The sequence below is a fragment of the Pseudonocardia petroleophila genome (assembly GCF_014235185.1).
GTDB classification, from domain to species: Bacteria; Actinomycetota; Actinomycetes; order Mycobacteriales; family Pseudonocardiaceae; genus Pseudonocardia; species Pseudonocardia petroleophila.
This window is the reverse complement of record NZ_CP060131.1, coordinates 1,366,510-1,384,229: the sequence shown is the minus strand read 5'-3', so window position 1 is coordinate 1,384,229 and position 17,720 is coordinate 1,366,510. Positions and strand designations below refer to the sequence as shown.

12 protein-coding genes are annotated in these 17,720 nt (G+C 75.6%); 8 read left to right on the top strand and 4 right to left on the bottom strand.

The features are described from left to right. Positions 1 to 26 precede the first annotated feature (26 nt). A complete protein-coding gene (locus H6H00_RS06930) occupies positions 27 to 3,224 on the bottom strand; it encodes an AfsR/SARP family transcriptional regulator (protein ID WP_185720498.1) in 3,198 nt (1,065 codons plus the stop codon). 210 nt (positions 3,225 to 3,434) lie between these two features. Here H6H00_RS06930 and H6H00_RS06925 point away from each other — a divergent pair, with 210 nt between their 5' ends. After that, a complete protein-coding gene (locus tag H6H00_RS06925) occupies positions 3,435 to 5,897 on the top strand; it encodes a hypothetical protein (RefSeq protein ID WP_185720497.1) in 2,463 nt (820 codons plus the stop codon). A gap of 136 nt (positions 5,898 to 6,033) precedes the next feature. Here H6H00_RS06925 and H6H00_RS06920 read toward each other — a convergent pair whose 3' ends face one another. Further along, positions 6,034 to 7,341: an MFS transporter gene (locus H6H00_RS06920; protein ID WP_185720496.1), complete on the bottom strand. Its 1,308-nt coding sequence runs from the start codon at positions 7,339 to 7,341 to the stop codon at positions 6,034 to 6,036. A 44-nt stretch (positions 7,342 to 7,385) separates the two neighbouring features. Further along, positions 7,386 to 8,549 carry a cytochrome P450 gene (locus tag H6H00_RS06915; RefSeq protein WP_185720495.1) on the bottom strand — a complete coding sequence of 388 codons (1,164 nt, stop codon included), beginning with the start codon at positions 8,547 to 8,549 and terminating at the stop codon, positions 7,386 to 7,388. 100 nt (positions 8,550 to 8,649) lie between these two features. Between H6H00_RS06915 and H6H00_RS06910 the strand changes: the two genes are divergently transcribed. Next, positions 8,650 to 9,243 carry a TetR/AcrR family transcriptional regulator gene (locus tag H6H00_RS06910; RefSeq protein ID WP_185720494.1) on the top strand — a complete coding sequence of 198 codons (594 nt, stop codon included), beginning with the start codon at positions 8,650 to 8,652 and terminating at the stop codon, positions 9,241 to 9,243. Here the strand turns inward: H6H00_RS06910 and H6H00_RS06905 are convergent. Further along, the gene (locus H6H00_RS06905) at positions 9,233 to 9,952 is read right to left on the bottom strand and encodes an alpha/beta hydrolase (RefSeq protein WP_185720493.1); all 720 of its coding nucleotides are present in this window, start codon (positions 9,950 to 9,952) and stop codon (positions 9,233 to 9,235) included. The genes H6H00_RS06910 and H6H00_RS06905 overlap by 11 nt on opposite strands. A gap of 96 nt (positions 9,953 to 10,048) precedes the next feature. Here H6H00_RS06905 and H6H00_RS06900 point away from each other — a divergent pair, with 96 nt between their 5' ends. From H6H00_RS06900 to H6H00_RS06875, 6 genes are all read left to right on the top strand, one after another. Continuing rightward, complete coding sequence (locus H6H00_RS06900; RefSeq protein WP_185720492.1) at positions 10,049 to 10,861, top strand: PaaX family transcriptional regulator; 813 nt, start codon at positions 10,049 to 10,051, stop codon at positions 10,859 to 10,861. 77 nt (positions 10,862 to 10,938) lie between these two features. Beyond that, on the top strand, positions 10,939 to 12,243 hold the full coding sequence (locus H6H00_RS06895) for an MFS transporter (protein WP_255425616.1): 1,305 nt from the start codon (positions 10,939 to 10,941) through the stop codon (positions 12,241 to 12,243). Next, positions 12,240 to 13,322 (top strand): cupin domain-containing protein, encoded by a 1,083-nt coding sequence (locus H6H00_RS06890; RefSeq protein WP_185720491.1) that lies wholly within the window; start codon positions 12,240 to 12,242, stop codon positions 13,320 to 13,322. The genes H6H00_RS06895 and H6H00_RS06890 overlap by 4 nt, the downstream gene beginning before the upstream one ends. After that, the gene (locus H6H00_RS06885; protein WP_185720490.1) at positions 13,319 to 14,125 is read left to right on the top strand and encodes a fumarylacetoacetate hydrolase family protein; all 807 of its coding nucleotides are present in this window, start codon (positions 13,319 to 13,321) and stop codon (positions 14,123 to 14,125) included. The genes H6H00_RS06890 and H6H00_RS06885 overlap by 4 nt, the downstream gene beginning before the upstream one ends. Further along, complete coding sequence (locus H6H00_RS06880; RefSeq protein WP_185720489.1) at positions 14,122 to 15,672, top strand: FAD-dependent monooxygenase; 1,551 nt, start codon at positions 14,122 to 14,124, stop codon at positions 15,670 to 15,672. The genes H6H00_RS06885 and H6H00_RS06880 overlap by 4 nt, the downstream gene beginning before the upstream one ends. Then, positions 15,669 to 17,720, top strand: coding sequence for an acetate--CoA ligase family protein (locus H6H00_RS06875; RefSeq protein WP_255425615.1), 2,052 nt, complete (start codon positions 15,669 to 15,671; stop codon positions 17,718 to 17,720). Before H6H00_RS06880 ends, H6H00_RS06875 begins: the two co-directional genes overlap by 4 nt.

Here is a 17,720-nt window from a genome sequence, read left to right as displayed (position 1 = left end):
GGCCTGAGCGCGACCTGTGAACGAGGTCAGGCTCGCCTGTCCCGGGCGTGCGCGAGCGGCAGCGGCGCGACGCCCAGCTCGCCCATCCGCCGCACGTACCCGGCGTAGAGGCGGCGGGCGTGCCCGAGCCGCCCCAGCCGCAGCTGCGTGCCGAGCGCGGCCTGCCAGGCGTCCTCGTCGTAGGGGTCGCGCTCGAGCAGCCGCCACAGGTGGTGCCCGGCGGTCTCCTCGTCGCCGCGGTCCGCGGCGAGGCGGGCCAGCAGCCGCGAGACCGTCTGCACGGTCGCGCGCGCGGCCTCGCGCCGGTCGACGGCCCAGTCCTCGAAGCGGTCCTCCTCCAGGAAGTCGCCCGCGTAGAGCCGTTCGGCGCGGCGCAGCAGCTCCTCCGCGGCGCCCGGGTCGCCGTCGGCGACGAGCGCGATCCCGTCGCGGGCGAGCGCGTCGAACGCGACGACGTCGACCTCGACGCGGTCGGTGCGCAGCGCGAGCGCGCGGTGGTCGGTGTCGAGGTAGTGGTCGCCCGCCAGCGTCCGGCCCGGGTCGAGGACGCGGCGCAGCACGCTCAGCGCCACCGACAGCCGGTTGGCCACGCGCGCACCGGGCTCGCCCGGCCACAGCGCGTCGGCGACGGCGTCGCGGGTGACGGGGTGGCCGAGGTGCGCGACGAGGATCTTCAGCAGGTCCCTGGCCTTGCGCGAGCGCCAGTCCGACGCCGCGACCGGGCGGCCCGCCCGGAGCAGCTGGAAGCGGCCCAGCGTGGTGATCCGGACCGCCGCCGGGGGCCCGGCCGCGGGGAGCCGGGCGGCGAGCAGCGCCGGCACGCCGACGTCCGGGCTCGCGCCGAGCGCCGACAGTTCCCGGCGCAGGTCGGCCACCTGCTCCTCGTCGCCGCGGAGCAGGGCCAGCACGAGCCGGGTGCGGCCGTGCGCGATCGGGTTCCCGACCACCTCCCACACGGCGACGGCGTCCTGCAGCAGCCGCAGGTCGGGCGGGTCGGCCGCGGCGCCGGCGAGCTCGAGGGCCGCGGCGAGGGCGGCGCGGTCGTGGGTGCGCCGGGCCTCCGCCTCGGCCCGGCGGGCGAGCGCGGCGGCCGCGGGCCCGTCGCCGCCGAGCAGCTCGACGTGCGCGGCCGCGCACAGCGCCCGCGGCAGCTCCAGGCTGCTCGCCCCCTCCAGTGCGTCGACGGCGACCGCGCGGGCCGCCCCGACGTCGTCGGCAGCGAGGATCGGGGCGAGCGCGGTGAGGGCGCTGACCCGCGCGTGGGCGTCCCGGGCGCGCTCGGCGATCCGGACCGCCTGGTCCAGGCACACCCGCGCCCGCACGAGGTCGCCGCGCTCGACGTGCAGCGCGCCGAGCAGCGCGCGCGGCACGCACTCGCGCAGCGACCCGAGCCGCGCGTAGGTCCCGATGGCCTCGTCGAGGGCGGCGCTGGCCTCGTCGAGCCGGCCCGTCCGGAGCAGGGCGTCGGCCTTGTTGCCCAGCGCGAGCGCGGCGAAGAACCGGTGGCCGGCCCCGGCGCGCAGGGCCTCGTCGGCGTGCTCGACGGCCCCGCGGTAGTCGCCCTCCTCGACCGCGCGGGAGCTGAGGTTGGCGTGGATGCGCGCGAGCTGCGCCGAGTCGCCCGCCACCGCTCCCGCGGCGAGCGCGAGGCGGTACTCGGCGGCGTTGCGCTCGCGGTCACCGCGCCCGGCGGCCACCATCGCGGCGGCGACGTGCGCGGCCGTGCGGGCCAGCGGGTCGTCCCCCGCCCCGTCGACCGCCCGCTGCGCCGCCGCGGCGGCCCCGTCGAGGTCGCCGCTCGTCCACAGGGTCGCGCTCAGCCACGCCGAGACCAGGGGGTCCGGGTCGTCGGGGGAGAGCACCCCGAGCGCCGCGGTGGCCTCCCCGCGCAGGTAGAGCAGCGCGCCGTAGCGCCACGCGACCTGCGGCGGCAACCGGTCGCCCGTCGTCCGGTGCAGCCGGGTGTAGACCTCCAGGGCGCCGTCCCAGTCGCCCGCGGCCTGCAGGGCCGCGCCGAGCGCGCCCTCCAGCGCGGGGTCACCGCCGGTCCCGACGGCGCCGAGCACCTCGGCGAGGCGCCCGCCGCACCCGCGCCCGACCAGCGCGTACCCGCAGCGGGCGAGCAGCGCGCGGGTCGCGTCGGGCGGGGCGCCCACGCTGCACTCCAGCGCCTCCTCCAGCCGCCCGCGGCCCTCCAGCCAGGCCGCGGCGTCGCGGCGGACGGCGGCCGCGGCGTCCGGGTCGAGCTGCGCGCGGGCCGCGGACGCCAGCACGGGGGACACGACGCGGCCCTCGCCCGCCGACCCCGCGGCACCGCCGACCGGCACCAGCAGGCCGCGGTCCTGCAGTTCGTCGGCGTCGTCCTCGGTGACGGGCACGCCGAGCCCGCGGGCCAGCCCGACGTCGGCGACGCCGGTCGTGGCGGCCACCGCGAGGAACCGCCGCGTGTCCGCGGGTTCGACGGCGACGAGCTCGGCCGCGAAGTCGCGCCAGCTCGCACCGCGGTGGCGCTCCCACTCGGCGAGCGCGGCCGCCCGCCGCCCGGGGGCGATCCCCTCCAGCCGGTCGACCGCGAGCGCGACGGCCGCGGCCCACCCCGCCGTCAGCGACCGGAGCGGGGCGGCCAGGTCGGCCGCGCCGAACCGGGCGACGAGCAGGGCGGCGGTCTCGTCCTCGGTGAACGCGAGGTCGGCCGCCGCGACGTCGGCGACCTCGCCGCGCCCGCGCAGCCGCCCCAGGCCCAGCTGCGGCAGCCGCCGCCCGCACAGCACGACGTGCAGCTGCGGCGGGGCCTGGAGGCACAGCGCGTGCAGCAGCGCGGTGCCGGAGTCGTCGTCGCCGAGCTGCTCGAGGTCGTCGACGACGAGTGTGCGGCCCGCCGTGCCCTCGACGGCCTCGCACAGCAGCCCGGCCTGGCCCTCGGCGAGCGCGCGCCGGTCCTCCGCCCCCGTCGCGCCCCCGCGCACCGACAGCCCGGGCGGGGCGGCGACGCCGAGCGCCGCGGCCAGCCGCGGGGCGAGCACCTCCACCGCCCGGTCGGCCTGGCGCAGGGCCAGCCAGCCGCCGCGGCCGTCGGGTCGGGCGGTGGCGTCGCGCAGGGCCGTGGTCTTGCCGAACCCCCCGCCTGCGACGACGAGCGTCACCCGTCGCCGGGTCGCGGCCCGCAGCAGCTCGACGACCCGCGGGCGGTCGAGCACCCCGGGTTCCTGCTCGTCACGCGCCATGCGGGCGCCTCCGCGTCGGGGACCAGGGACGGCCGGATCCCCCGATCCCGGTACCGCCGCGATCCTCCCAGCCGCGGCCGACGGGGTGAAGGTCCCCGAGGGAGTTACGTCCGGGCGACGCTGCACGAAAATTCGTCACTATCGACCGCGTCGCGCGTTGGACGGGTCACACCGGCGTCGGGGCCGGTGCGGACCGGAGGTGTCGTGGGGATGAGAAGGCGGATCGGATCCGGGGTCGCGGTGCTGGCCACGGGTGTGGTGCTGACGGCCACGGTGGCGGTGATCCCGGCGCTGGCCCAGCCCGCGGTGGACGAGGACCCGGCCACGCCCGGCCCGGCGCTGCTGTACGCGGAGCCCCCGCGGGCGCCGCAGCTGGAGAACACCGGCATCTGGGAGGCGGACCCGATCGGGATCTGCCACACCAGCGCCTACCGCGACGGCGAGTACGTCCACCAGGGCTGCGTCTACGACGACCAGGGCGGCGGCAACCAGTACCGCTGGCCCAACGACACGCTGCTGCGCAACTACACTTACCCGGAGGCGCAGGCCTACCGGCGCAACGCGGCCGACATCGTCGAGCTGCGGGCCAAGCCGGTCGACGGCGGCACCGCGTTCCGCGTCACGCTCAACACGATGGTCGACCCCGAGCTGTACGGGATCACGATCGCCCTGGGCGACTCCGCCGCCCCGCTGCCCGCCCCGCACGGCGCCAACACCGTGCTGCCCGCGCAGCGCTTCGTCACCGTGCACGGCTCCGAGGGCGACATCGTCGACGCCGCGTCCGGCGAGACCCTCGCCGAGACCCCGGAGGTGACGGTCGACGTCGAGCGCCGCCAGGTCGAGATCGTCGTCCCGGACTCCGCGTTCGCCGCCGACGGCGCGCAGCGGATCGCCGCCGCCGCGGGCCTGTGGGGCGACGGCGGGTACCTCGTCCCGCAGCTCACCGCCGACGAGACGCACCCCGGCGGCGCCGTGATCGGCGACGCCACGCCCTCGGCGTTCTTCGACAGCGCGTTCCGCTTCGACGAGCCCTTCGAGGCCCCGTACCGCGACAACGACCAGAAGCGCGCGATCGCCGACGGCGACCTCAGCCCGTTCTCCGCCACCGTCGACTTCGACGCGCTGCGCGCGGGGGAGGACGACGAGAGCGGCGTCCCGACCACCGGGTACATGACGCGGGTGTTCGCGAGCCGCTTCGAGACCGAGCAGGGCCGACGCCTGCCGAGCGACCCGGGCGGCCCGCCCCCCGGCAGCGGCACCCAGCAGGGCGGCATCGCGACCGGTGCGGGCGAGGGCAGCGGCGACCAGCGCCCCAGCGTCGCCTTCGGCTGGCCGTGCCGCGACGACTGCGTCCCCGACCTGCCCGGGCAGCTCCAGCGCTACATGGTCTACGTGCCCGAGGCCGCGGCCCCGGCCGACGGCTACTCCTCGATCGTGTGGACCAACGGCTACGCCCTGCGCCCCGGTGACGACGTCGCCGGCGAGCGCGACCTCTACCGGGCGTTCGCCGAGCGCTCGGGCAACCCGACGATGGTGATCGACGTCGACGCCCGCGGCCAGGACGAGTGGGGCTACGGCCAGTCCGGCGCCGCGGTGTTCGAGGCGATCGCCGACGCCCGCAGCCACTACGACCTCGACACCGAGCGCACCGCGATGGGCGGGTTCTCCAGCGGCGCGTACATGGCCAACAAGCTGTCGCTGACCTACCCGGACGTGTTCTCGAAGGCGTTCATCTGCGACGGGCTCGACGTGGCCCCGTCGTTCCCCGGGCTCAACGGGGTCGCCGACACGCTGCCGGTCGACACGCTGACGAACCACGAGGCGGGGTCGAAGCTCACCCCGCTGCTGCCCAGCCGGCGCAACCAGCCGGTGATGGAGTGGGCCGGGGTCAACGACGACTTCATCCCCTACAACATCACCCGCGAGCGGGCCGACGCGTACGCGGCCGGCGACTACGACTACGAGTTCATCAGCTGGGTCGGCCTCGCCGCCGAGCACCTGGTGATGTGCAAGAACGGCATGTGGGACCTGGCCACCGAGTGGCTCGGCGACGACACCCGCGCCGTCGACCCGCACCACGTCACCTACGTCCGCAACCCGTTGATGGACGACCCGGCCTCGGGGCTGGTCGGTGACCACGCGTACTGGCTCTCGGGCATCACGAGCCGCGACGACGGCATCGCGCAGATCGACGTCGTGTCGCGCGGGCAGGGCGTCACCGACGCCCCGGTGCCGGCGTCGCAGTCGCAGCTGGGCGTCTCCGACGGCACCTTCTCCCCGGTCAACCCGTACCTGCGGGAGTTCCGCGCGCTCGACGAGCCGGTCGACGCGCCGGTGGAGAACGCGCTGGAGATCACCGGCGTCGACGTGGGCGCGGTGACGATCGACCCGGAGCGCGCCGGGGTGGACTGCGACGCGGAGCTGCGCGTCACCACCAACGGTCCGCTCGACGTGACGCTGCTCGGCTGCGACCGCACCGAGTCCTTCGACGGCAGCGGCCCCGGCCTGGAGTCCTACGACCCCGTCGACCCGCTGGAGCCCCTGGGCAACCCCGTCCAGGGCGCGCCGGTCCCGGCGGAGGTCGGCAACCTGCCGCAGCCGCCGCTGACCGGCCTCCCGCCGCTGCGGTTCCCGCCGAACGTCGGCGGTGACCCCCGCCCGTCCGACGGCTGACCCACCCGAACGAGCGGGGCCGGCCGCGGCCGGCCCCGCCCGGCGCCCTGCCGACCGGGGGTCCCCGGCGCCGGGAACGAGCGAACGGCCCTCCCGTCCTCACCGCTGTGGACGGGGGGCCGTTCGTCGTGCGGGGTCAGGCCTGCAGGGCATCGCGGGCGGTCTCCCGCAGGCGCAGCGCGGCGACCGCGCTCACCGCCGCCGTCACGACCAGGAACCACGCCGGGGCGAGCGTGCTGCCGGTCGCCCCGACCAGCCAGGTGGAGACCAGCGGGGTCGTGCCACCGAAGAGGGCGAGCGCGAACGAGTACGAGACCCCGACGGCCGTCGTGCGCAGCCGCGTCGGGAACAGCTCGGAGAACGCCGCGGGGCAGGCGCCGCACAGCATGGCCATGAACACCCAGATGAGCAGCTGCCCGCCCACGGCCGCGACGATGCCGCCGAGCCCCATCAGGGCGTAGGCGGGGAACGCGGCGACGGCCAGGCCGACGCACCCGGTGACGAGCACCGGGCGGCGGCCGACCCGGTCGGACAGGTGCCCGAACAGCGGGATGCTCAGCGAGCCGACGAGCGTGGCGACGAGCACGGCGGCTGCGGCGTCGGCGGGCGGGTACCCCAGCACGGTCGTCAGGTAGCCGAGCACGAACGCGAGCACCGTGTACGAGCCGACGGCGAACCCGACGGTGACGCCGAACAGGAGCAGCATCCCGCGCTTCTGGGAGCGGACCGACTCGGTGACGGGGGAGACGTCCGGGCCCGCCGCCGTCCGGACGAAGGCCGGGGACTCCTCGACCCGCAGCCGGATGTAGAGGCCGATCGCGAGCAGCGGGAAGCTCAGCAGGAACGGGATGCGCCAGCCCCACGTCGTCAGGAACTCCGGGCTCGACAGCGACCGGACCACGGTGACGACGCCGAGGCCGAGGAACGAGCCGAGGCACGCGGTCAGGTAGGCGAGCGACCCGTAGAACCCGCGCCGGCCGGCCGGGGCGAACTCGACGAGGAACGCGGTGGACGCGCTGAACTCGCCGCCGACCGAGAGCCCCTGCGCGGAGCGGGCGAGGACGAGCAGGACGGCGCCCCAGACCCCGGCGGTCGCGTACGTCGGCATCACGCCGATGAGCACCGTGGCCACGCCCATCAGGGTGATGACGACGAGCAGGGTCGGACGGCGACCGTGCCGGTCGGCCATGCGCCCGAAGACGATCGCGCCGACCGGCCGCAGCGCGAACCCCACCGCGAACACGGAGAGCGAGGCCAGCAGCGACGCGATCGGGTCGTCGGAGGGGAAGAACAGCGTGGCCAGCAGTGCGGCCATCCCCGCGTAGACCGCGAAGTCGTACCACTCCAGCAGGTTGCCGACCGCGACCGCGACGACGGCCCGGGTGCGGGCCCGGCCCGACGGCGCGGACAGACCCGGTGCGGGGTTCAGGACGGATTCGGACATGGCGGTGCCTCTCGTCGTCGAGGTCGGGGCGGTCGGGGGTGGGGTCAGCGCAGGGCGCAGGGGATGCGGCGGGGTTCGGTGGAGGAGGTCCAGGTGATGTCGTCGTACGGCGCGACCCACTCGGTGGCGGCGAAGAGCTCCTCGACGGCCACCCGGACCTCGAGCTGGGCCAGCGGCATCCCGACGCAGCGGTGGATGCCCCAGCCGAAGGCGAGGTGGGTGTTGGGCTGGGACTGGCCGAGCACGAACTCGTCGGGCTCCGCGAACCGCTGCGGGTCGCGGTTGGCGCCGGCGTAGAGCAGCAGGACCCGTTCGCCCGCCCGGACGGTGACGCCGCCGAGACCCACGTCCTCGGCCGCGGTGCGCGCGAACCAGCGCAGCGGCGTCCACATCCGGACGGCCTCCTCGACGGCCTCGGGGATCCGCTCGGGAGCCGCGCGCAGCGTCTCCTGGAGCTCGGGGTGGGTGACGACGTGGGCGAGCAGGCACGCCGTGGCGCGGGCCGTGGAGTGGTGCCCGCCCACCAGGAGCGCGACGATCGCGCCGTGCACCTCCTGTTCGCTGAGCGGGTGTTCGGTGTCGCGGCCGCGGGCGACCACCTCGCTGAGCCAGTCCCCGCGCGGCTCCGCGGTCCGGCTCGCGACCATCTCCTGCAGGATCTCCCGCAGCCGGCCGGCGGCGTCGCGTCCGTCGGGCAGCGGGGTCCGGTAGAGGAACAGGGCCTCGGCCAGCAGCTCGACCTCGTCCTTGAGGTGCCCGGGGGCGCCGATGAGCTCGAACATCACGTCGAGCGAGAGGCGGAACGCGTAGCCGGCCCCGAGGTCGAGCCGGCCGTCGGCGCCCGTGGCGAGCAGTGCGCGGGCGTGGCCGCGGACCATCGCGTCCAGGCCGGGCGCCACCCGCGGCCCGACCGCCGCGGTGAGGATCTTCCGGTGCCCGGTGTGCTCGGGGCGGTCGTACTCCAGCGCGAAGGTGGGCGGCGTGCCGTTCGGCGGGATCCGCACCCCCGCCGCCGAGCGGAACCGACCGTGGTCGGACGCGATCTGCCGGGCCAGCGCGTGGTCGGCGACGGCCCAGAACCCGCCGCGCTCGGGCGACCAGGCGACGCCTCCGGCGGCGCGGATCTCGTCGTAGACGCCGAAGTCGTGGAACCGCATGTCCTGGTCGAGCGGATCGAACCGCACCGTGGGCGGGCTGGTCGGCAGCATGCTTCCCCCGATTTCTTGAACTGAACTGTTCAGTACAGATATTGGGCGGAGGTCCGGGGAGTGTCAAGGGCCACATCGGGTCGCGGCCTACGCTCGGGGGATGGCGGGTGCGGGGCGTCGCGGGCGCACGAAGGATCCGGCGATCGACATCGCCGTGCTCGAGGCGACGATCAAGGTCCTCGCGCTGGAGGGCGTCGCGGGCACGTCGATGGACCGGGTCGCGGCCGAGGCCGGCGTCTCCAAGGTCACGGTCTACTCGCGCTGGCCCGGCAAGTCGGCGCTGATCGGCGCCGCACTCACGCACCTGCAGGTCGACCACGTCCCGGAGCTCACCGGGGACACGACCGCCGACCTCGTCGCGCTGCTCGGCGAGATGCGGAGGCAGTACGACGAGGTCGGCGGGATGAGCATCGTGGGGACATGTCTCGCGGCCGAACCCCGGTCGGGGGAGCTGCTCGCGCTGATCCGGGAGAGCACCCTGCTGCCGCGACGGGCCTACTTCGCGCGGGTGCTGCGGGCCGGCGTCGAGAGGGGCGACCTGCGCGCCGACCTCGACGTCGAGCGGGCCACGAGCATGATCATCGGCGTGCTGTACGCCGACCACCTGGCGGGGATCCCCGGGGGGCCGGACTGGGCCGCGTCGGTCGTCGGGGACGCCCTGCGCGGCCTGTCCGGCGGCGGGGTCAGGCCTTGAGCAGGGCCTCCGCGAGGCCCGCCGGCTGGGTCAGCAGCGACTCGTGGCTGCCCGGGGCCTCGGTCGCGGTGACGCCGAGGCGCTCGGGGAAGCGCGGCACCCAGCCGTACTCGCCGGGCGGCAGCGCCACGTCGTCGACGCTGAACACGTAGGCCACCGGCACACCGAGCGTCGCGGGGTCGATCGGCTCGACGGTCTCGGTGAAGTACTGCATCGGATGCGGCACGAGCAGGTCGTACACGAGCTTCTGGACGGGCTCCGGGGCGTCGCCGATGAAGCCGCCCGCGAACACCTCGAAGGGGAGCACGACGGTGTTGTTCCCCGACGCACCGGCGACGCCGGCGAAGAGCTCCTGGTAGGGCGGCGGCACCTCGTCGTAGAGGCTCCTGCCCGCGGCGGGCACGAACGCGCTCCAGTAGACGAGCTTCTTCAGGCGGTCGGTGAGGCGGGGCGCGGCACCGGTGATCGGGTAGCCGCCCCAGCTGTGGCCGACGAGCGTCACGTCGGTGAGGTCGTTGCGCTCCACGTAGCTCACGACGAAGTCGACGACGTCGGACAGGTGCAGGGCGGTGGGGTCGTCGCCGTCGGCGAGCCCGGGCAGGGTGGGGGTGTGGACGGTGTGCCCGGCGGCCCGGAGGTGCTCGGCGACCGGGCGCCACGCCCATCCGCCGTGCCAGGCTCCGGTGATCAGGACGAACGTCTCGGCCATCATGTGCTCCCAGGGACCGGGGGAAGTGTGTCGGGGCGCCATCATGGAGCGCTGTGACAACGGTCGTCAACGAAACGGCACGGGAGGCGGCTAGCGGTGAAGGCTCGATCGCTGGTGTTCGACCTGTTCGGCGACTACCTCCGCTACCGCGGCGGCGAGGCCCGGCTGCGCACGCTCACGGCGCTGATGGCCTGCTTCGACGTGCCGGAGGCGACGGTGCGGGTGGTCGTCACGCGGCTGCGCAAGGAGGGCTGGCTGGAGAGCCGCCGCGACGGCAGGGAGACCACCTACCTGCTCACCGACGCGGCGTGGGCGCTGCTCGACGAGGGCCGGGCCCGGATCTTCGACCGCGCCGCCGGGCCGTGGGACGGGCACTGGCACATGGTCATCTACTCGGTGCCGGAGACCGACCGCGCGCTGCGCGAGCGGCTGCGCAAGAAGCTGGCGTGGCTCGGGTTCGGGCCGCTGTCGGCGTCGGTCTGGCTGAGTCCCCATGATCGGATCGCACAGGTCAAGGCCGGTTTCGTCGATCATCCGGCCGTGCGGCTCGACGCCTTCCACGCGCGCTCGGAGGGCATCGGGGCCGACCGCGACATGGCCGACCGGTCCTGGGACCTCGCCGCACTGGACCGCGACTACGCGACCCTGCTCGCGGAGTACCGGCCGCGGCTGGCCCGCTACCGGGCGGGGGAGCTGCTCGGCCAGGACGCGCTCGTCGAGCGGATGCGGCTGATGCACGACTACCGGCGCTTCCCGTTCCGCGACCCGGACCTCCCGCCGGAGCTGCTGCCGGCCGGCTGGTCGGGCCGGGCCGCGCACGAGGTCTTCCTCGAGGCGCACGGGCTGCTGCGCGCCGCGGCCGAGGGGTTCGTCGACGAGGTGGCGGACGGGCTGAGCCAGGCGTCGTGAATACGTAACGAAGACTGGACGGTCGTCGGATAAACGTTGTAACGTGAGCTCGTAGCAGTCCGACGAGGAGGTCGCCCGTGTCCGAGCCCGCGCCCACCGGGTCCCGCCGCGGCCTCGCCGTGGTGGCGATCTGCTTCCTGACGATCGTGTTCGACGGCTACGACCTGATCGTCTACGGCTCCGTCGTCCCGACGCTGCTCGCCGAGCCGGGCTGGGGCCTGGGCCCGGCGCAGGCCGGCGCGATCGGCAGCTACGCGCTCGCCGGCATGCTGGTCGGCGCGCTGGTCGCGGGCGCGGTCACCGACCGGGTCGGCCGTCGCCGGATCATGCTGGTCGGCATCACCTGGTTCTCCGTGGCGATGGCCCTGTGCGCGATCGCGCCGGGCCCCGAGCTGTTCGGCCTGTTCCGGTTCCTCGGCGGGCTCGGTCTCGGCGGCGTGCTGCCCAGCGCGATCGCGCTCACCGTCGAGTACGCCCCGCGCGGGCGCAGGCAGCTGTGGAACGCGCTGATGTTCGTCGGCTACTCCGTCGGCGGCGTGCTCGCCGCGGTGCTGGCGCTCGCGCTGGTCGCCGAGCAGGGCTGGCGGACCATGTTCTGGATCGGTGTCGCGCCGCTGGTGCTGGTGCTGCCCGCGGCGATCGCGTTCCTGCCCGAGTCGGCCGCCCACCTGCTCGCCCGCGGCCGTCGCGAGGAGGCCGAGGCGCTCGCCGCCCGCTACGGCGCCGTGCTGGACCCGCCGCCCGGGGCGGGCGCCGTCGCCGGCCCGCGCGCCCTGTTCACCCCCACCCACCGCACGGCCACGCTGCTGTTCGGCGCGGCGAGCTTCTGCGGGCTGCTGCTCGTCTACGGGCTCAACACCTGGCTGCCGCAGATCATGCGCGAGGCGGGCTACCCGCTGGGTTCCGCGCTGCAGTTCCTGCTGGTGCTCAACCTGGGCGCGATCGTCGGCGCGATCGGCGCCTCCGCGCTGGCCGACCGGTTCGGCCCCAAGCCGGTCACCGCGGGCGCGTTCCTCGCCGCCACCGCGTGCCTGCTGCTGCTCTCGCAGCGGCTCGACACCGCACTGCTGTTCGGTGCCGTCGCGATCGCCGGGCTCGGCAGCGTCGGCACGCAGATCCTGGTCAACGGCTACGTCGCCGTGCACTACCCGGCCGCGAGCCGCGCCACCGCGCTCGGCTGGGCGCTCGGCGTCGGGCGGGCGGGGGCGATCGTCGGCCCGCTGTTCGGCGGCTGGGTGCTGGCGTCGGGCCTCGGCTTCGAGTGGAACTTCTACGGCTTCGCGGTGCCCGCACTGGCCGGGGCGTTGCTCATCGCCCTGATCCCGGGTACCCGGACCGCGCGCACCGCTGCACCCCGCATCGAGAAGGAGGCCACGGCATGACCGCCGTCACCGACGAACCCACCGCCGAGGAGCTGGCGCAGCTCGACGAGCTGTACGCCGACTTCGCCGCGGCGAACATGGCCCCGCTGTGGACCCAGCGCGGCGGCCTGATGCCGCAGACCCCGTCGCCGCACGCGGTGCCGGCGCTGTGGCGCTGGTCCACGCTCTACCCGCTCGCGGCGCGCAGCGGCGAGCTCGTGCCGGTCGGCCGCGGCGGGGAGCGCCGCGCGATCGCGCTGGCCAACCCCGGCCTGCCCGGCACCGCCTACGCCACGCCGACGCTGTGGGCCGCGATCCAGTACCTCGGCCCGCGCGAGGAGGCCCCCGCGCACCGGCACACGCAGACGGCGTTCCGGTTCGTCGTCGAGGGCGAGGGGGTCTGGACCAACGTGGTCGGCGACCCGGTCGCGATGCGCCGCGGCGACCTGCTGCTCACCCCGGGCATGCACTGGCACGAGCACCACAACACCACCGACCACCCGATGGCCTGGATCGACGGCCTCGACATCCCGCTGGTCCGCCAGCTCGACGCCGGGTTCTTCGAGTTCGGCCCCGAGGTGCTGTCCACGACGGAGACCCCGGCCGCCTCGCGCAACGAGCGCCTGTGGGGGCACCCGGGCCTGCGCCCGGTGGGAGCGCCCGCGCCCGCGGCGTCGCCGCTGATGGCCTACCGCTGGGAGCACACCGACGCCGCGCTCGCCGCGCAGCTGGAGCTGGAGGCCGAGGGGCACCCGGGCGTCGTCTCGCCGGGGCACGCGGTCGTCCGCTTCACCAACCCGGCCACCGGGCGCGACGCGCTGTCGACGATCCGCACCGAGATGCACCGGCTCGGCACCGGCGCGCGGTCGCTCACCACGCGCGTCGCGGGGTCGGGGGTGTGGCAGGTGTTCTCCGGCTCCGGCTCGGTCACCGTCGGCGACGAGACCTGGGACGTCGGCACGGGCGACCTGTTCGCGGTGCCCTCGTGGGCGCCGGTGACGATCCGGACCGACGGCGGGCTCGACGCGTTCCGGTTCTCCGACGACCCCGTGTTCGAGGCGCTCGGCCTCGCCCGCACCTCCGTGGAGGACGGCTCGTGAAGCTCGCGACGATCAGGACCGCCGACGGCACCCGCGCCGTCCGCGTCGACGACGACGGGGCGGTCGAGCTCGGTCACGCCGACCTGGGCCCACTGCTGGCCCGCCCGGACTGGAGGGCCGAGGCCGCCGCGGCCACCGGCACCGTCCACCCGCTCGACGGGCTCGACTACGCCCCGCCCGTCCCGCGCCCGGAGAAGATCCTGTGCGTCGGCCTGAACTACGCCACGCACATCCGCGAGATGGGCCGCGAGCTCCCCGAGTTCCCGACGCTGTTCGCGAAGTACCACCGCTCGCTGATCGGCGCGTTCGACCCGATCACGCTGCCCGCCGGGTCCGACGAGGTCGACTGGGAGGCCGAGCTGGGGGTCGTCATCGGCGCGGAGGTGCGCAACGCCTCCGAGGAGGAGGCCCGCGCGGCGATCGCCGGATACACCGTCGTCAACGACATCACCGCCCGCGACTTCCAGTACCGGTCCGTGCAGTGGCTGCAGGGCAAGACGTTCGAGGCGTCGACGCCGGTCGGGCCGTGGCTCGTGACCGACGCGGAGCCGGGCGACATCTCCTGCACCGTCGACGGCGACGTCGTCCAGAAGGCCGACACCGGCGACCTCGTGCACGACGCCGTCGCACTGGTCCGCTACATCTCGCAGATCATCACCCTCGCCCCCGGCGACCTCATCGCCACCGGCACGCCCGGTGGCGTCGGCCACGCCCGCAAGCCCCCGCGCTACCTCGTCGAGGGCTCCGCGGTCGTCACGCGGGTCGAGGGCGTCGGCGAGTGCCGGAACGTCTGCGCGCCATGAGGGTCGCCGTCGTCGGGGGTGGGCCGGGCGGGCTGTTCCTGGCCGCGCTGCTCCGCAAGGCCGATCCGTCGATCGGCGTGGACGTGTTCGAGCGCAACCGCGCCGACGACACGTTCGGCTTCGGCGTGGTGTTCTCCGACCGCACCCTGGCCGCGATCGACGAGGCCGACCCGGTGCTGCGCGACGGCCTGCGCGAGCACGGCGTGCACTGGGACGACATCGAGGTGCGGCTCAAGGGCGACGTGCTGCGCTGCGGCGGCAACGGCATGGCCGCGATCTCGCGCAAGGTGCTGCTCGGGCTGCTGCAGGACCGCGCCCGGGAGTTCGGCGCGACGCTGCACTTCTCCACGTTCGTCACCCTCGCCGACCTCGAGGGCTACGACCTCGTCGTGGCCGCCGACGGCACGGGCTCGGCGATCCGTGAGGAGGTCGGGCTGGAGTCCACGGTCGACACGGCGACGGCGAAGTTCATCTGGTTCGGCACCGACTACCTGTTCTCCGGGCTGACGTTCGTGCACGAGCGCGGCCCGCACGGCGTGTTCGCGGTGCACGGCTACCCGATCTCCGACGAGGTGAGCACGTTCATCGTCGAGACCGACGAGGAGTCGTGGCGGGCCGCCGGCCTCGACGAGTTCGACGTCACCCAGCCCCCCGGCGCCTCGGACGAGAAGACGAAGGCCTACCTCGAGGAGCTGTTCGCCGACCGGATCGACGGGCGCAAGCTGCTCGTCAACAACTCGCGGTGGGGCAACTTCCGGACCCGCCGCACCCCGTCGTGGACCACGCTCGACCCGCGGCCCGTCGCGTTCCTCGGCGACGCCGTGCACACCGCGCACTTCTCCGTCGGCTCCGGCACGAAGATGGCGATGGAGGACGCGGTGGCGCTGTCGGCGGCACTGGTGTCCCACGCCGACCTCGGGGAGGCGCTGGCCGCGTACGAGGCAGCCGCCCGCCCGTCGGTGGAGAAGATCCAGGGCTCCGCCCGGCCGAGCCTGGCCTGGTGGGAGCACTTCGGCCGCTACCACGACTTCTTCGCGCCGTGGCAGTTCGCCTACCACTTCCTCTCCCGCAGCATCACCGACGCCCGCCTGGCCCGCCGCGCGCCCGAGTTCGTGGCGAGCAGCCACGAGCACTGGGTCGCCGAGCACGGCGCCGAGCCGCTGCAGACCCCGCTGGAGGTGGGCGACGTGACGTTCCCCGGGCGGCTGGTGACGGCCGAGCCGGGGACGGGCGGCGGGTTCGTGGTGCGGCCGGCATCGCAGCAAGGCCACCTTCACGCAACGACGCTGCATGAAGGTGGCCTTCCTGCCACCGGGGTGGCGGCGCCCGACGACGAGAGCGGGCTGCCGGCCGCCTTCGCGCAGCTGCCCGGCTCGGGGCTCGTGGCCGTCCACGGGGGCACCTCGTTCACCCGCACCCTGGTCTGCGAGCAGGCCCGCATGCACCACGGCCTGACCACCGTCCTGATCGACGACGACATGGACGAGGACAAGGCCCTGACCGCAGTCCTCTCCGGCCGCACCGACCTCGCGACGGTGGCCCCGTGACCGCACTCCGGAGCCATGATGCTCCCCAGGGGCCCCCACGACAGCACTACGGCTCCGGAGTGCTGTCGTCGCTGTTCGCCCCACGCGCGATCGCCGTCGTCGGGGCCTCCCGGGACCCCGCCAAGCTCGGGGCCGTCATGGCCCGGTCGTTGGCGTCCTTCCCCGGGCCCGTCGCGCTCGTCAACGCCCGGGACGAGGCCCTGTGCCCGTCCGTGGCCGAGGCCGTCGTGCGGTACGGACCCGTCGATCTGGCGATCGTCTGCGTGCCCGCCGCGGCCACCGCGGGAGCCGTCGCCGAGGCCGCCGCCGCGGGGGCCGGGGCCGCCGTCGTGTGCGGGGGCGGGTTCGCCGAGTCGGGGGAGGAGGGCGTCGCCCACCAGGCCGCGCTCGCCGACGTCGTCGCCCGCACCGGCATCCGCGTGCTGGGCCCCAACACCTCCGGCTTCCTCGTGCCGTCCGCGGGCGTCACGGCCAGCTTCGTGCCGGGCGTCGCGGACGTCCCGGCCGGGCGGGTCGCCGTCGTCGCCGCGAGCGGCGGGGTCAACCACGCGCTCGCGTTCCTGCTCACCGAGGCCGGGCACGGCGTCAGCCTCGCGGTGGGTCTGGGCAACGCGGTCGACGTGTCCGCGCCCGACGTCCTCGACCACCTCGCCGCCGACCCCGGCACCGGCGCGGTCGCGCTGCACGTGGAGTCCGTCGCCGACGGGCCGCGCCTGACGGCCGCGGTCGCCCGGCTCGCGGTGACGCGCCCGGTCGTCGCGCTCGTCGTGGGGCGCAACGACGTGGCCGCGTTCGCTCGGTCGCACACCGGTGCGCTCGCCACCTCGTGGCGCACGACCCGCGCGGCGCTGCGCCAGGCCGGCGCCGTCCTCGTCGACGACGAGCGGGAGCTGGTCGACGCCGTCGGCGCGCTGTCCCAGGTCCGGCTGCCGGCCGGGGCGACCGGGGTCGGCGTCCTCACCGGACAGGCGGGCCCCGGCCTGCTGGTGCTCGACGACCTCCGCGGCCGCGGCGTCGACGTCCCGGAGCTGACGCGCGCCACCCAGGACCTGCTCGGCACGCTGCTCCCGCCGCTCACGCACCAGGCCAACCCGGTCGACACCGGGCGCCCGGACCCCTCGTTCGGGCGGGTGCTGGCCGCGGTGGCCGGGGACCCGGGCGTCGACGTCGTCGCCGCCTACGCCCTGCACGAGCCCGACGCGCTCGACCTGGTCGCCGTCGCCGACGGCCACGACGGCTCCGTCCCGCTCGTGGTCGCCGTCGGCGGGGCGGGGCCGGCCGTGGCCGCAGCCCGCGCGGCCCTGCGCGCCCGCGGCGTCCCGGCCCTGGCCGACCCCCGCGGCCTGTCCGCCGCGGTGGCGGCGCTGGTGGCGGACGCGGCGGGCCGTCGCGCCCCCCGCACGGCCCCCGGTCACGCGTCGGTGGAGGTCCCCGGCGGCCCCGTCGACGAGCACGCGGCCAAGTCCGTCCTCGACGCGCTCGGGATCACCACCCCGCCGCGCCGCGCCTGCCGCTCGCGCGCCGACGCGCACCGGGCCCTCGACGAGCTGGGCGGACCGGTCGCGGTCAAGCTGCTCGACGCCGCGGTGCTGCACAAGACCGAGGTCGGCGGTGTCCGCCTCGGCGTGCGCACCGCCGCGGAGCTGGACGAGGCGCTCGACGCGATCGGGTCCGGGACCGTGCTCGTCGAGGAGATGGCCGCGCCCGGCGTCGACCTGGTGGTCGGCGCCCGCCGCGACCCCGTCTTCGGACCGGTCGTGCTGGTCGGGCTCGGCGGCACCACGGCCGAGGCGCTCGCCGACGTCGCCGTCCGGGTCGCGCCGGCGCCCGACGCCGGGGCGATGGTCGACGAGCTCGCGGGCCGCGCCCTGCTCGACGGGTGGCGCGGCGGCCCGGTGCTCGACCGCACCGCGCTCGCCCACGTCGTCGACGCCGTCGGCGGGCTGCTGCTCGACCACCCCGGCCTGGACGAGGTGGAGATCAACCCGTTGCGGCTCACCGCGGACGGGCTCGTGGCGCTGGACGCCGTGATCGTGGAAGGGCGCTGA

Coding starts and splice junctions, on each gene's coding strand:
- H6H00_RS06930 (WP_185720498.1), bottom strand. CDS start 3,224: ATGGCGCGTGACGAGCAGGAACCCGGGGTGCTCGACCGCCCGCGGGTC.
- H6H00_RS06925 (WP_185720497.1), top strand. CDS start 3,435: ATGAGAAGGCGGATCGGATCCGGGGTCGCGGTGCTGGCCACGGGTGTG.
- H6H00_RS06920 (WP_185720496.1), bottom strand. CDS start 7,341: ATGTCCGAATCCGTCCTGAACCCCGCACCGGGTCTGTCCGCGCCGTCG.
- H6H00_RS06915 (WP_185720495.1), bottom strand. CDS start 8,549: ATGCTGCCGACCAGCCCGCCCACGGTGCGGTTCGATCCGCTCGACCAG.
- H6H00_RS06910 (WP_185720494.1), top strand. CDS start 8,650: ATGGCGGGTGCGGGGCGTCGCGGGCGCACGAAGGATCCGGCGATCGAC.
- H6H00_RS06905 (WP_185720493.1), bottom strand. CDS start 9,952: ATGGCCGAGACGTTCGTCCTGATCACCGGAGCCTGGCACGGCGGATGG.
- H6H00_RS06890 (WP_185720491.1), top strand. CDS start 12,240: ATGACCGCCGTCACCGACGAACCCACCGCCGAGGAGCTGGCGCAGCTC.
- H6H00_RS06880 (WP_185720489.1), top strand. CDS start 14,122: ATGAGGGTCGCCGTCGTCGGGGGTGGGCCGGGCGGGCTGTTCCTGGCC.